Here is a 14,099-nt window from a genome sequence, read left to right as displayed (position 1 = left end):
AATACCAAAATGAGTAGAACTGGAATACATCCAGTTCTACTCGTATTGGATGTATAAAAGAAGAAAGCTAATAATCAGCAGGAAAAGTGTAAGAAATCAACGCTTCCTTTTTATTTGACCGATTCTACAGTAATTTACTTGCCAGTAGAAGCGCTTTGTTTCACGAATCGCAAACTTCAAAGCTCCTATCAAATTTCCCAGGTGCGAAGTTTGAGTTATAATAGTAAAAAACATCCGTCTTCTATAGGATGGATGCTTCTTGATTGAAATACATATAAAGGATTGGTGAATAAGAATGGCAATAGTTGATGTAACGGTTATTCCTGTGGGTACACAAACTCCAAGTGTTAGCAGCTATGTGGCGGATATTCAAAGAGTATTAAAGCAATATGAAGATAAGGGGGAAATTCGTTTTCAATTGACACCCATGAATACAATCATTGAAGGCGACCTGCCTAAATTGTTTGAAGTGATCCAAGCGATGCACGAAGTACCTTTTGAAAAAGGTCTTGCCAGAGTTTGTACGAATGTCCGAATCGATGACCGTCGTGATAAAGAACGCAGGATGGAAGACAAAGTAGAGCGAGTGAAGGGAATGCTTGAGGAATAACAGGTTTTGTAATTAACAGTGAAAGGTAGATAATGCTGTTTTTCGGAGATATATCCCGAGTTTCGATAATGATTTTTAATTAATGTCAATGTATTAATAGCTTTAAAGCCTTGGTATTACTGATTTATCAGTTCCCAAGGCTTTTTTATTTTTTATTTCATACATTTCCATTTTTATCTTGCTGAGTAGATTAGGTAATGATAGATATAAACCGTTATCTGGATAATTTATAAACGTTCGCCATAAAGTTCTTTTTCTTCATTTGGATGAAAAAGAGTGAATCCTTTTGAACAAAACACAAACCTTCTATTTATTTCGAATCCAGCCTTATTCAAAATTTCAACTGTCCCCTGTGAACCAGTGCCAGCATACCCGCAACTACAACCAGAAAGGTGTAGCTCATTTCCTTTTTTGTCTATAAGGATGAGATCGCTATCGAGCAAAATATTATCTTTATTAATTTCTTTAGTAATTTTAGCAATTTTAAAACGATCAAAATGATCCTTGACTGCTTCGAATAATGCAATACTTTTATTGGTAATACCGCGGTCTTCACCATAACCTTTTATGACGAAAACTTCCCGCTCATATGATTTCTTATATAGATGGTACTTTTGGTAAGTGACGTCATTAATTTTACAAATAAGCGGCCTAATATTATCCAGTTTTTGATTAAACATTGCACCCCTCCTAAATAGTTAGTTTATTAAGTTTATTAGGAGAAAAAGAGATTAGTACTAAGAAACTGATAAGAGGCAAATTTTTTTCATTTTTGATTCTCGTTTGTTTAATTAATAGGAATGAAACGTGATACCTATAAGGCATGAATGAAGCTGTCAGGAAGAAGTGAAAGTGTGAAGTCAAATTGAAAAAAGCACCAAAATAGGTACTTCCTAGTTATATATCTTCTTAAAATAATGGACAAACATAATATTCATGACAACTTCGTCCATAGCATTAATACTTACATCGATAATATTAGTTTCCTCAAGTGAATGATAAGGAGCAAATAAGACAATGTAAATTGAACCAATGATAGTTAAAAGTATGGTCCATAAGCTGTTACGTAAAAATAGTGGAATCAGTAAGCCAAAAAAGGGCAAGAAGAAATCTAATTCTTTCCTCATTCTCTTTTTATAAATACCGACTAAAAGATAGATTGCTATCACATTGATAATAAAAAATAAAATTAGATCAATAACATCATATCCATTCATAGATGAAGGGTTATAAACTCCTGGCAGTGAAAACACGGTAAGAGCAACTAGTACCCAAAAAGTTATCCGATATCTTTTCTTTTGTTTGCCAGTTATTGTTCCTGCCTGTAACGCCATGACAAGTTTGTTAATATTCCAAATATACATGGTTGTCTCCCATGTGGATTACCGCACTAATTATAGGGGAGGGTCCACTAAAATCCCCTATCCAATTACATCTATTGAAACCAAAAGTCCGGATAAGGGGCACCTTTTTATGTGTCCGTTATCCGCGGGATACATCAAGTTAATACTATAACTCTTCTTTATTAACTTGGGTAGAGTAGTTTTGTTCATTTTGTTTTTTTCCATAGTGAGGATTCTACTTTGTACTTGGATTAGGTTGCTAAAGCTTTTTCCTTCAAAAATCATAGAATGATCAGTAACCCAGAGACCTTTTATGAGCGTTTCTTGTATTAAGGAATATAACGAAAGGACTTAATTGTCAATAAAACACAATTCCGAACAAATGAGAAGAAGAGGGTCACATCTGGAGAACCCATTCAGTTCGTAAAGGATTTTAGATTGGTGGAATGAAAGACATTCATATCGACCTTTTAATGTGGAGTCGTCACCAAATTGCAGCAAAAGAAATATGTTTTTATGCCCGACGCTAACAGAAAGCAGTTCTTAAATAGTAAAGACAAGATGCAGAAGAATATGACAACCCCCCTTTGACATAACATTTAGAAAAAGATAAGGGTGTGACCATTCTGAGTATGAAGGAAAACGACCAAATCGTTATTTATATAATAAAAGGTTCAACAATTAAAAGGTTTTTAATCCTAGATCTAATTATTGGATCAGGAATTTTTTATGTGGTCAAATTCATTTCTTCAAGCATATTAATAGCGAGTGCGAGCAGTTTTGTTGGAACGGAAGGAATTAAAAAGGCACCGAAAGTTCTAAAAAATGCAATTGGATTAATATCCTAAGGCCTGAAGATTAAATGATTCCTGACATTACTTGTTGCATGAAAATTCACAGCAAATAGCCATTCAAATATGGATCAATGGGATCGGCCGTAGGATTAGTCCAACTGGATTTAAACAGATGGTGTGTAGGATGAAATGGGCAGTAACGAACGTATACATCTATAATGATTCATATTAATTAGGAGGGAATCATGACAAAGCCTCAAAAAGTGAGACCCTATTTAACTACACGTAGTTTGCTGCCGGAAAATCAGGAGACACCCATTCAATTCATCAATAATGATAGTATGGAACACCAATTATTTTTTAGAAGGAACCACTTTACTTATCCGACACTTTCTTATTCAAACTATTGGCTTCCTATAAATGGAGTAGTATCAGCTCCATTACTGCTGTCCATGCAAGATATTCTTCAATATCCATCCAAAACGGTTGAAGTTGTCCTTGAATGCTCGGGAGACAAGCGTAATCTATTCGAACCTAAAATATTTGGAGAACAATGGGAAAAGGGGGCCATTAGTCAAGGGAAGTGGAAAGGTGTACCATTACGAACGTTACTTGAAATATCTGGAATAAGAGAAGGGGCAAAAGAAGTTGTCGTGGAGGGATATGATTATGGCCTTAGGACCGATCTGGATGAGGTTTACACCTACACGAGGAGTTTGCCTATCGAGAAGGCACTGCATCAGGATACAATCATTGCATATGAGTATAATAACCAGCCAATTCCTTTTAAACATGGTTATCCATTGAGATTAATCGTTCCGCAGTGGTATGCAATGGCATCTGTTAAATGGATAAAGCAGATAAGTGTTATTAATACTACTTTCACTGGACCTTTTCAAACCATTGATTATATGTATTATCCAAATAAAGACAATGATCAAAATGCATTTCCGGTCACTGCAATAAATATCAATTCGACTATCCAAAGACCGCTGGATATGGAAAAGATTAATACAGGTGTGCATTTAATCAAAGGGATTGCATGGACAGGAAAAGGAGTTATTACCAAGGTGGAAATTAGTATTGATGATGGCTATACATGGAGTAACGCCGATATATTACCTGGTAAGAATGTTGGTTATGGATGGGTTAGTTGGTCATTCGAATGGAATATATCAGAAAAAGGTGAGTACACGATTAAATCCAGAGCAACAGATTCATTTGGTCAAATTCAACCTAATTTACCTTTCTGGAATAAAAAAGGTTATGGGTATAATGCCATTGATAAAATTAAGGTTAAGGTAGAATGACTTTAATTTTAATTTAAGGAAATGAAAACGGCTGAAAAAACTTTTGGATTTAGCCAAATAACGGTTTTGTGATATAGAGAAAAAAACCTTCCAAAGGATGGAGGAGCGTGGCTTACCCATGGCTCATACAACGATTATGCGTTGGGTTCATCAATATGGACCTAATTTAGATGAAAGAGTAAGGCTTCATCTTAAGCCAACAAATGATTCCTGGAGGGTCGATGAAACGTATATCAAAGTAAAGGGTCAATGGATGTACTTATATCGTGCAGTCGATTCAGAAGGGATTACCATTGATTTTTATCTAAGTGAATCAAGAGATAAACAAGCAGCCAAGCGCTTTTTCAAGAAAGCCTTGGCTACTTCTCATGTTTGTAAACCACGTGTCATAATAGTGGACAAAAACCCAGCCTATCTCGTAGCGATTCAAGAGTTAAAAGAAGAGAAACATATGCCTGAAGGCATACAAATAAGTTCGTTCGATGTTAGGTTTAAAATCATTTCGTACAGCTACTTACATATTGAGTGGTATAGAAGCGATGCATATGATAAAAAGAAGCAAGATCAAGGGCTGAAGTCTGTCCAAAACCAAAAAAAATTTATCCATATTTTTTTTTTTGATTAGCTTCATAAGTTAGCCATTCAAAGGAAATTGATACTCTGTGTTTCTAGCGAGTGTTTTTGCACCAGAACCATAAAAAGTACTGTAGCTCTTGTGAGATAGATTCAGTTCAATTGAAATGGCAGGATTCATTAAAAAAACACCATTCTTTCTCGTAAACTTCTTACGATAAGCATAGCGTTTTTTCTTTTTAACGGTATAATTTTAACTTAGCTTGATACAGGAACCCCAAGAGGTATGATTTTAAGGGCATGGGGTAATTCCATCGGTAGGACCCCTTAATGTAAATAATGAAATACACCGACCTTTTGAACGTTGTTTTAAGCTTAGACTTTAAAAGGTAACTTTTAAAATAAATTCATATCTATGCATTAAAAGTTCTCTTCAAGTGACAGGCTAACTCAATTTTCAACATATCTTCAGTATTATTGAAACTTAGATTTAAGGCTTCTTCAATTTTTTTTAGACGTTGGTACAGTGTATTAATATGAATATGTAATTTTTCAGCTGCCTGTATTGCAGAACGATTTGAATTTGTATAGACTAACAATGTTTTTTCTAATTCATTTTTCTTTGCTTTATGAGACCATAATGGTGAAAATATTTCGTTCAAAAACCTTTCTATTTCTTCGGGCTTTTGATTTAAGAAAAAGCGATTAAGTCCAATTTCTCCATATCTTATCATACCAGGCCTGTTCTGCTCTGTTAAATACGAAAGAGCTTTACCAGCTTCATCATAGCTTTTCCGGATATTTTCAACACCATAATAAGAATTGCCGATTCCGGCACTCAATGGCGGTCCGTCTTTTCTGTTCCATTCTTTAATGATTGAATCAAGCAGTTTAGTAATTGAAGAAATATGATCTGCACTTGATAAAGAAATTAGAAGTGTAACTTTATTATGAAAGCCATAAACGATCTTTTCGGCTCTAGCCATTTGTTGTTTAATAATCGAGACCAATCGATGAATGATAGCTTCTAAAACTTGCAAATCTTGATAGGATCTAATTTTAAATAAGGTTACAAACATGATAGAGTTCATATTTAAACCAAGTTCTTTCCCTTTTGTTAAAAGTAGTTCTGGCTCTTTGTATTCTAATAACTCGGTAAAATATTCATGTGTCTTTTTGTAATACACATCAGTCAATGTATGCTGTTTTGCCAATTCTAGTGCAAGGGTTGAGCTCCCTTGCTCAATGGTAATCCGCTCAAGATGTGAAAGAGGTCTAAGAAGAGTAATGATCAAGCAGCCTAAAAAAACGGTTCTATTGATGATGGGGTATATAAAATATCTGTATGCTTGTTGATCATATACATCAATATAAACAGGGTACTGACGTTTAAAGAACAAAATTGATATTTCGTCAATGCTTAACGGAGGAATTTGATCTGGCTTATTGAAATAAAACTCATTTCCTAAAAAATCAGCAAAAACAATCTGGGTATCTAACATTCGATTTAATTCCATAATGATAGCTTGTACTCCCTCATTTTGCAGTGAAAGCTTTGTTAACGTTTCGTGAACCTCATTTCTTTTTAAAAGAAATTGATTTCTCTCCTTTAATTGATTACTCAATTTAGTAACTTCTTCTAAACTCATTCTCACTTTTGTGTATAGGCGCGCATTTTCAATGGCGACCGCTGCTTGATCCGCAAATCCTTGTAGTAAATTCAAGTCACGCTCTGTCAATCTTCTTTTTGTATCGTATTGATGAACAATCATTATTCCAATTCGCTTACTTCCAATTGAAACGGGTACACACATGATTGCTCTCACATCCAAGCTTATTGCGGATGAAGAAATGTAGAATAAATTTTCATTTGACATATTGTTAACAAACATTTCGTTTATAACTTCTTCATTAGAGTTGAGAACTCTGGCTTTTCCATCCATAAAGACTTTTCCAGTAATCCCCTCACCGATTTTTGTTTTAAAATATTGAATCTGCTGGTTAAAACCAACCGATGCACTTGGAACTAACCGTTCAATTTCAGCATCATAAAGTTGTAAATATCCTGCATCTACAGCAGTAATAACTGCAAGAGCATTCCCGACTATTTTTGTCAGCAATTCATCCAGATCAAGAGATGAGCTAATAGATTGCATGCCTTCCATTAGTTTTTCAAGTTCGTTCTCTCTTACTTGGAACATCTCATGTGTAAAAAAACAGTAAAAAAGCAGATTTAAATGGTCGAGCTCATTAACATTGAAAAAACATTCTTTATCTAACACACAAACGATCACCTGATAATCTTCCAAATAGGAAAATGATAGATATGTATCTCCCCCTTCATACAAAAGCGTAGATTGCTCATAATCTATTTCAGTTAATGGCAATTTTTCAATATCCTCTTTACCCTGTTTATAAGCTAAATTGAAATTCTCCTCTAGTGGTTTGCGTATCCAAATCTGATAAGAAGTGTCTATATATTTAGTATTGAAAAATGCAAGTATCTTTTCATATATATTCAATTTATTCCTTCCTTCCTTTTGTGTAAAAATTTACACATATCACAAATATATACGTTAAAAACCTACATTGTAATAATATTCTGAATAATATAAAATTTCAATACGTGAGTTGTGCTGCGAATTTTTATTTAGCACTTTGTCGCAAATCAACCGTTTCAAAATAGATTCTTCTTAGATTGTAACCAGAGGATACTATTATTTAAAAAGCAATGGGAGGTCAAAAATGGAACGGTTAGTGGGAAAAGGACAAAACAAAATAATAATTCTTGCACTTTTATTTCTTGGTTGGATGGTCTCTTATCTTGATCGAGTTTCAATTAACATTGCAATGGTACAAATTGGTGAAGAGTTTCAGTTGGGCCCAGAAGCTTACGGGACTGTCCTTAGCATTTTTTTCGCAGGATATGCACTCATGCAAATTCCTGGCGGCTGGTTGGCAGATAAGTTCGGTTCTAGGAAAGTGCTCATTTGGTCGGTCGTCTTATGGTCTTTATTCACCATTTTAACAGGATTTGCGTGGTCGATGCTTTCTTTAATCGTGATCCGGTTTCTTTTTGGACTAGGTGAAGGAGGCTATCCTGCTGCCAGTCAAAAGACAGTTGCTGAAGTGTTTCCGAAGGAGCAGAGGGCAAGGGCATCGTCATCGATTATGTCTTCGAATTATTTTGGCGGGGCGCTGGCACCGATTCTTGCGACTCCACTAATTGTTGCACATGGCTGGAGAAACATGTTTTTTATTACCGGTGTACTTGGGATTGTCGTTGCTGTTCTATTTTGGTTGTTTATTCGCCCACGGTCTGAAGTAAAAGAATTAAAAGAAGCAAAAGTGGAAAAAGTGCAAATTTCTAAAAATAAAGTAATATCAGTAAGAGACTTATTAAAAATGCAAGTGGTATGGAAGTTAATCGTCATTTGGTTTGGAATCGGTATTGTTAACTGGGGACTTGCTTCCTGGATGCCAACTTATTTAGTTACGGTACGAAATATTGATTTGATGTCATCAGGTATGCTATTGGCATTGCCTGCCATTGTTGGAGGATTTGCAACTATTATGGGCGGTTGGATTTTAGATAAGATAACTGGGCGTGAAAAATTTTTTTTAGTTGCAAGTTCCGTCTTAACGGCTGTCTTTCTTTATTTTATGTTTAAGGCTCCAACCGTTTCCCTTGTCATTACTTTTTCAATCTTGATAAGTGTCGTTAAATCATTTGTATTAGCGACAGTTTTTGCTCTCCCTCATAAATTGCTTCCAACAGAAGTAATTGGAACGGCGATCGGAACCATTAATTTTGGAGGTCAGATTGCAGGATTTGTAGCTCCTCTTGCTATTGGATTTTTAATTGGTGCTTTCAATGGTTCCTATGATGCGGCATTCTGGTTCTTGATTGCATCAACTATTTTTGCAGGACTTATCGGACTAACGCTTAATACCAATAATCATTCGAAACAATACCTAGATAGAAATGCAACAGTCCAATAACTATTATTAAGGAAAAGGGTTAAAGCAACGTGAAATATAACCCTAGCAAATTGAAAAAATATGCTGGAATAGCATTTTTAAGCAAGGGAAAATGGCTTCCATCCAGCCCATTTCATAAGTCAGCTTTTTTTAAAACATAATATTTTTTCATTCAAAATGGTAGTAATAAAACCGTCTTATTAATTTTATGATATAAAGGGGTGCTTTTAACATGCTAGAAAATTTATTTGACAGATTGGAAGAACTGTATCCAGACCTAGTGAACTTTAGAAGAGATTTACATATGTATCCTGAACTGTCCTTTAAGGAAGAAAACACACCAAAAAAGATTGCTGCCTTTTTATCAACTTTAGGAATAGAAGTAAAAACAGGTGTAGGTGGTAGAGGTGTAGTCGGGTTTCTAAAAGGAGGCAAACCGGGCAAGACAGTAGCATTAAGGGCAGATTTTGATGCTCTTCCAATTCAAGATGAAAAAGAAGTAGAATATAAATCTCGAATTCCTGGCGTCATGCACGCTTGCGGACATGATATTCATACAGCTGCTTTGCTTGGAGTAGCGAAAGTATTAAGTGAAGTGAAGGACAAAATCGAAGGAAATGTTGTATTTATCCATCAATTTGCTGAAGAGCAGCTTCCAGGAGGAGCGAAATTCATGATTGAAGACGGTTGTCTGGAAGGGGTGGATGTCATTTATGGAGCTCATGTAGCAGCCACGTTTCCAACAGGATCAGTAGGTGTACGTGAGGGTTATTCGATGGCTGCTTACGATTCTTTTGAAATTGAGATCTATGGAAAAGGCGCACATGGGGCAATGCCGCATTTAAGTGTGGACCCTCTTGTAACAGGCTGCCAGCTAGTGTTGAACTTACAACAAATTGTAAGTCGCCGTGTGAACCCAATAAAACCAGCTGTATTGACTATCGGTTCATTTAATAGTGGTCAAACATTTAATGTTATTCCTGGAACGGGAAAAATTACTGGAACAGTTCGAACATTTGATGAAGATGTTAGAGACTTAATAGAAAAAACGATTGGAGAAATAACTAAAACAACATGTGAAGGGGCTGGTGCAACCTCAAAATATAATTATCGTAGAGGTTATCCCGCCCTTTGGAACCATCCAGAAGAATCGAAAAGAGTGGAGGAACTCGCGAATAATCTTTTTGGCCAAGAAAAAGTAATCCATATTCCACAGGCAATGGGTGGTGAAGATTTTGCTTATTATTTACAAAAAGTGCCGGGTACTTTCTTCCATGTTGGCGGGGGACATGAGTATCCGCATCATCATCCGATGTTTGATGTAGAAGAAAAATCTATGCTGCAAATTGGGAAGTTGTTTATTTCATCTGCATGTCATTATCTCACTGATGGGAAAGTAAAACCTGATAAAGTACAAGTACAAAGGTAGAAACAATTTATCACTGTTCTTCTAGTAAGTTTCCCTACTTTCAGGATATTTTTACTGGTTTAATGATTTTTAAAAATAGTGTTATTGATTTAACATACAGTAGCTTAAGTAACATGGTTATTTTAGAAAATGAATACTTCGTTAAGAAAATATCTATTGGGATTGCTGATTGGAAACAATAAACATCCAACAGATGGTTCCGGTGCAAATATGACCTGTTAGAAACATAGAATCTCAATATCCTTTTCATCTATGAATTATGGGGCTGCTCGAAATAATTTATGTATGAATTCAATCTCGCTTTGGACAGACTTCACCCCTTGTTGAAGTTGTCCTTTTTTCAGCATATGCATCACCTCCACTCCACAGATGATTTGTTTGGCTGTTCGAAACTTTTTTAATCCTAGCATAGAACGGACTTACTTCTTTATAAAGCGGTGATCTTGTTCCACTAGATTGTTAAGGTACCGTATTCGTCTGATTTTAACGCCTTCAGGCATCATCTTTTCCTCTTTTAACTGGCTCATGGCTAAAGGATACGCTGGATTTTTATCTACCCTAACGACACGTGGTGTTGTAGAATGACAAACAGCCAAGGCTTTTTTGAAAAAAGTGCTTGGCTGCTTTGGTATCTCTTGATTTACTTAAATAAAAGTAAATTGTATTTCCTTCAGAATCCACAGCGCGATACAGGGTTCTGGTGTAAAATGATTTGGACAGCTAACCCAAAATGAATATTATCTATTATGCGAGCAGTTTTTTTCGGAGTGAAAAAAATATTCAAAATTTTTATGGAATGTAAGACTATAATGTTCGTAATTAAACTTTATTTTTTTTGTTTATATTTTGACAAAATTCGAGGTTTGCACCAGAACCGTATTTATTTAAGCTTTGGCAATTATGGTGCTGCCTTCCACTCCTTGGATTCGGCACTTGGGGAGACTGGTTTTATAAGGGATTCGAACTATTAGTTGTAGTTTGTCCTTGTGCTTTAGTGATTTCTACACCTGTTGCGATCGTATCAGCGATTGGGAACGCTTGCGAAGAATGGAGTCTTAATTAAAGGTGATACGTTCTTAGAAAAAGCAGGTGCCATTACTGCCATTGCATTTCATAAAACAGGAGCTTTGACTGAAGGAGAGCCTAAAGTATCAGAAATCAAAGTATCTAACGGATCAGAGGAGGAATTACTTTCAATTGCATAACATTAGAAGATCACTCAACACATCCTATAGCCAAAGCGATTGTTGGATATGCAAAGGAAAAAGGAATTCAGCCTAAAAATGGCAAGTTATTCAAAAATATCGTAGGAAAAGGCGTTCAAGCAACAATTCAAGGAAATATCTTTTACGCTGGAAAACTAAAACTATTCGAAGGAAAATGAAATCAATCATGAAACTGAAAACATTAGTTATATAAAATGTATCATTTTAAAATAGTTAACTTTAATTTTGAATGTTGTCTTATTCGTAGGATTTCAAATATGTACGAAGTACCAGGTTTCTTGAACAAAAGGGCACTGTGACCCATCAGGTTAGCATAATTGGCCTTCCACCCCTTGGATAGGCATGACGAAGGATTGAGAGGGCAATTGACCCGTTGAGACATGGGAGGGAAAGCCTCCAGGGGCGGCGTGGAGATGTATAATATATGGAAAAATATGGAGTGGTAGCTGACTCCTTTATTTAACTATGTCTTCAAGAAGCCTAACTGATTTGAACTCATTTCATTTACCCGTAAGACGGTTATGAAATCCTGCGAATAAGTGAGTATTCGAGAGATATTCGTATCAAACTGAGGGAGTTAAAGAGTGCTGTTTGACCTTTGTTCAACAATTGGGCCATATTCTTGAATAAGAGAAGAGATTAATCGTAAGAATCGAACGATAAGTTATTCAATTAACGGGGGCAGGATAGCGCAATATTTTGCTTGCAGTTATAATGTTCAAAAACGGATATTTAATGGCTCCAATTCATATGATGTATACAAGTGACCTGTGTCGGAATATTCTTGAAAGGGAGGTAAGGTGTGTAATGAAGGATCCTAATAAGATTTACAACACTGCGGTAGAGGCAACTTTGGAGGTGATTGGAGGAAAGTGGAAACCCGTAATTCTCTTTCATCTAACATTTGGAAAGAAACGTAACAATGAATTGAAAAGCTTAATACCCGCAATTACTCAAAAAATGTTAACGCAGCAACTTCGGGAGCTTGAAGAGGAAGACGTCATCTTGCGCATTTCTTACAATCAGGTTCCACCAAAAGTCGAATATGAGTTAACAGACTACGGCTGGAGTCTAAAGGAGATCCTGCATCTGATGTGTAGGTGGGGGGATTCGCATTTAGAGAGAAAGTACGGGGGAAGTGCTACCGTTCTAGCCAATCCACAGCTTGAAGACGTTCATAACATATAAGAAGCCGACCTGATATACTAGGCCGGCTTTTTGTTTATGGGATAACTTTACGTTTGCGGAAGTCGTCGAAGATATTCATAAACATCGCTTCGGTATCGACGTATTCGTGAAAACCTAAGCGACGGGCCTTAGTTCCGTCGGCGAAGAAATCGTAATCCCAAGAGAACACGAAATCACCGAATCGCCAGGAGGATACGTCTTGATAGGAATGCTGAGCAAGCCCATGGTTCTTGACCATTTTGTTCCAAAGTTGCTCCTTGTCCGCCATGACAACGTCCAGTGACATCTGCAGCGGAGGCGCCGTCTCCAAGCCGAAGTAGTGAGCGATCTTCGGCCATAATTCATTCCAACGGAACAGATCGCCGTTCGTGATGTTAAATGCCTGATTAGCACAACGCTCTTCAGTCGCCGCCCATACTGTTGCCTTCGCGAGAAGCCCCGCATCTGTCATCTCCAAGAGGCTGTCATAGGCACCTGGTTTGCCCGGAAACCGTAGCGGAAGTCCAAGCTCCTTCGAAATTGAGGCGTAGATCGCAATAACCATGGCGAGGTTCATCGGATTTCCAAGCGAGAAACCGCAGACCACAGAAGGACGGAGCGCCGACCAAGTCCAAGCCTTTCCTTTTTGCCTTTGTTCTAAGAAATCTTGCTGATCAATATTGAACTCGGGTGGCATATGGTTAGCGTCTGTCTCACGAGCAGGGGTCTTGAATGGACCGAGATGTGCTCCGTATACCTTGTATCCCTGCATCAAACTGATATGTTTTAAACCCGGCGCGATTGGTTCTATCGCCTCTACGGTATTCACTAGCATGGCGAGGTTGGGAGGAACAAGTTCGGCCCAAGTTGGACGGTCCTGATAGGCGGCATAGAAGATGTGTGTTACCTCAGTTAAACTGTTTAGCTTCTCGCGGGTGTCGTCTATATTGAGTAGATCCGCAGCCACATACCGGACACGGCCGACAGACTCTCCGCCTCGACGCGATACGCCGATTACGTCCCAGTCAGGGAGAGTAATGAGGTGATCAATAAGGTTGCGTCCGATAACACCATTTGCGCCTACGACCAAGGCGACTTTGCGTGTTGTTTGAGATTCATTATTCATAGTGTTTCAGCTCCTTCTGTAATGTGCTTTGTTCACTGTTATTTTGCATCAAGAAATCACGCTTGAGAAGTACGCACTTTGAAGTACCATAAGCACTTTTTTGTAATCCAGGAGTGCTTATAAGACAAATATTTTGTATTAATAACATCAAAAAAGCCATTATTTTATAATAATGCTAATTTACTAAATTGTTATATAATCCTATCACTTCTCTTATTCGTTCTTGTGCTAACGGGTACGTTAGTAAAATAACTTAGAAACCATTTTTGCAGCTCTTTCATATTTTTCAATCTTCCGCATTCGAGCCATATAATTGAAAAGCACGTTATAAAAAAATCTGGAGATTTTGAAGAAATGTACTTAAACTATCGGGGCAGCATTCCTGTAATAACTGAAAATGAGGTTTGAACGAAAAAAGACCTCTTGATAAGATGAATGTGTCCTAAGCTGGCCAGCTAAAAAGGACAATACATCTATTTGGAGGTCTCAAAATGAATTATAACCAAAATCATAAAATCTCTCAAATTACTTCTGAAACCT

Annotated in this window: 9 protein-coding genes and 3 pseudogenes; 7 read left to right on the top strand and 5 right to left on the bottom strand. The window is 36.8% G+C overall.

The window, feature by feature from the left end; genetic code table 11:
• Positions 1-295: 295 nt before the first annotated feature.
• Positions 296-610: an MTH1187 family thiamine-binding protein gene (locus ACZ9AO_RS24600; RefSeq protein WP_476110956.1), complete on the top strand. Its 315-nt coding sequence runs from the start codon at positions 296-298 to the stop codon at positions 608-610.
• A gap of 227 nt (positions 611-837) precedes the next feature.
• On the opposite strand, the gene ACZ9AO_RS24595 is transcribed toward ACZ9AO_RS24600, so the two are convergent.
• Positions 838-1,290: a hypothetical protein gene (locus ACZ9AO_RS24595; RefSeq protein WP_476110954.1), complete on the bottom strand. Its 453-nt coding sequence runs from the start codon at positions 1,288-1,290 to the stop codon at positions 838-840.
• A gap of 213 nt (positions 1,291-1,503) precedes the next feature.
• On the bottom strand, positions 1,504-1,974 hold the full coding sequence (locus tag ACZ9AO_RS24590) for a hypothetical protein (RefSeq protein WP_476110952.1): 471 nt from the start codon (positions 1,972-1,974) through the stop codon (positions 1,504-1,506).
• A gap of 1,018 nt (positions 1,975-2,992) precedes the next feature.
• Here ACZ9AO_RS24590 and ACZ9AO_RS24585 point away from each other — a divergent pair.
• On the top strand, positions 2,993-4,057 hold the full coding sequence (locus ACZ9AO_RS24585) for a sulfite oxidase (protein ID WP_476110950.1): 1,065 nt from the start codon (positions 2,993-2,995) through the stop codon (positions 4,055-4,057).
• 91 nt (positions 4,058-4,148) lie between these two features.
• Positions 4,149-4,682: pseudogene (locus tag ACZ9AO_RS24580) on the top strand (IS6 family transposase); the annotation flags it as partial.
• Positions 4,683-5,043: 361 nt separating this feature from the next.
• Here ACZ9AO_RS24580 and ACZ9AO_RS24575 read toward each other — a convergent pair.
• Positions 5,044-7,152 (bottom strand): helix-turn-helix domain-containing protein, encoded by a 2,109-nt coding sequence (locus ACZ9AO_RS24575; RefSeq protein WP_268590363.1) that lies wholly within the window; start codon positions 7,150-7,152, stop codon positions 5,044-5,046.
• Between the two features lie 223 nt (positions 7,153-7,375).
• On the opposite strand from ACZ9AO_RS24575, the gene ACZ9AO_RS24570 reads away from it, so the two are divergent.
• Both ACZ9AO_RS24570 and ACZ9AO_RS24565 read left to right on the top strand, forming a co-directional pair.
• A complete protein-coding gene (locus ACZ9AO_RS24570) occupies positions 7,376-8,632 on the top strand; it encodes an MFS transporter (RefSeq protein ID WP_476110948.1) in 1,257 nt (418 codons plus the stop codon).
• Between the two features lie 211 nt (positions 8,633-8,843).
• Positions 8,844-10,040: a M20 metallopeptidase family protein gene (locus tag ACZ9AO_RS24565; RefSeq protein WP_476110946.1), complete on the top strand. Its 1,197-nt coding sequence runs from the start codon at positions 8,844-8,846 to the stop codon at positions 10,038-10,040.
• A gap of 257 nt (positions 10,041-10,297) precedes the next feature.
• Here the strand turns inward: ACZ9AO_RS24565 and ACZ9AO_RS24560 are convergent.
• Positions 10,298-10,733: pseudogene (locus ACZ9AO_RS24560) on the bottom strand (IS6 family transposase); the annotation flags it as partial.
• A gap of 195 nt (positions 10,734-10,928) precedes the next feature.
• Here ACZ9AO_RS24560 and ACZ9AO_RS24555 point away from each other — a divergent pair.
• Positions 10,929-11,415: pseudogene (locus ACZ9AO_RS24555) on the top strand (heavy metal translocating P-type ATPase); the annotation flags it as partial.
• A gap of 658 nt (positions 11,416-12,073) precedes the next feature.
• Entirely contained in the window at positions 12,074-12,454 is a 381-nt protein-coding gene (locus ACZ9AO_RS24550) for a winged helix-turn-helix transcriptional regulator (RefSeq protein ID WP_476110944.1), read from the top strand.
• 34 nt (positions 12,455-12,488) lie between these two features.
• Here the strand turns inward: ACZ9AO_RS24550 and ACZ9AO_RS24545 are convergent, their stop codons facing one another.
• Positions 12,489-13,559 (bottom strand): SDR family oxidoreductase, encoded by a 1,071-nt coding sequence (locus tag ACZ9AO_RS24545; RefSeq protein ID WP_476110942.1) that lies wholly within the window; start codon positions 13,557-13,559, stop codon positions 12,489-12,491.
• Positions 13,560-14,099: the final 540 nt, after the last annotated feature.

It is taken from the genome of Peribacillus sp. TE19612, assembly GCF_056279465.1.
This window is presented reverse-complemented; position numbering and strand designations above follow the sequence as displayed.

What these genes read in the sequence shown, in the direction of transcription:
- ACZ9AO_RS24585 (WP_476110950.1), top strand. Translation starts at nt 2,993, where the DNA reads ATGACAAAGCCTCAAAAAGTGAGACCCTATTTAACTACACGTAGTTTG.
- ACZ9AO_RS24595 (WP_476110954.1), bottom strand. Translation starts at nt 1,290, where the DNA reads ATGTTTAATCAAAAACTGGATAATATTAGGCCGCTTATTTGTAAAATT.
- ACZ9AO_RS24600 (WP_476110956.1), top strand. Translation starts at nt 296, where the DNA reads ATGGCAATAGTTGATGTAACGGTTATTCCTGTGGGTACACAAACTCCA.
- ACZ9AO_RS24545 (WP_476110942.1), bottom strand. Translation starts at nt 13,559, where the DNA reads ATGAATAATGAATCTCAAACAACACGCAAAGTCGCCTTGGTCGTAGGC.
- ACZ9AO_RS24590 (WP_476110952.1), bottom strand. Translation starts at nt 1,974, where the DNA reads ATGTATATTTGGAATATTAACAAACTTGTCATGGCGTTACAGGCAGGA.
- ACZ9AO_RS24570 (WP_476110948.1), top strand. Translation starts at nt 7,376, where the DNA reads ATGGAACGGTTAGTGGGAAAAGGACAAAACAAAATAATAATTCTTGCA.
- ACZ9AO_RS24550 (WP_476110944.1), top strand. Translation starts at nt 12,074, where the DNA reads ATGAAGGATCCTAATAAGATTTACAACACTGCGGTAGAGGCAACTTTG.
- ACZ9AO_RS24565 (WP_476110946.1), top strand. Translation starts at nt 8,844, where the DNA reads ATGCTAGAAAATTTATTTGACAGATTGGAAGAACTGTATCCAGACCTA.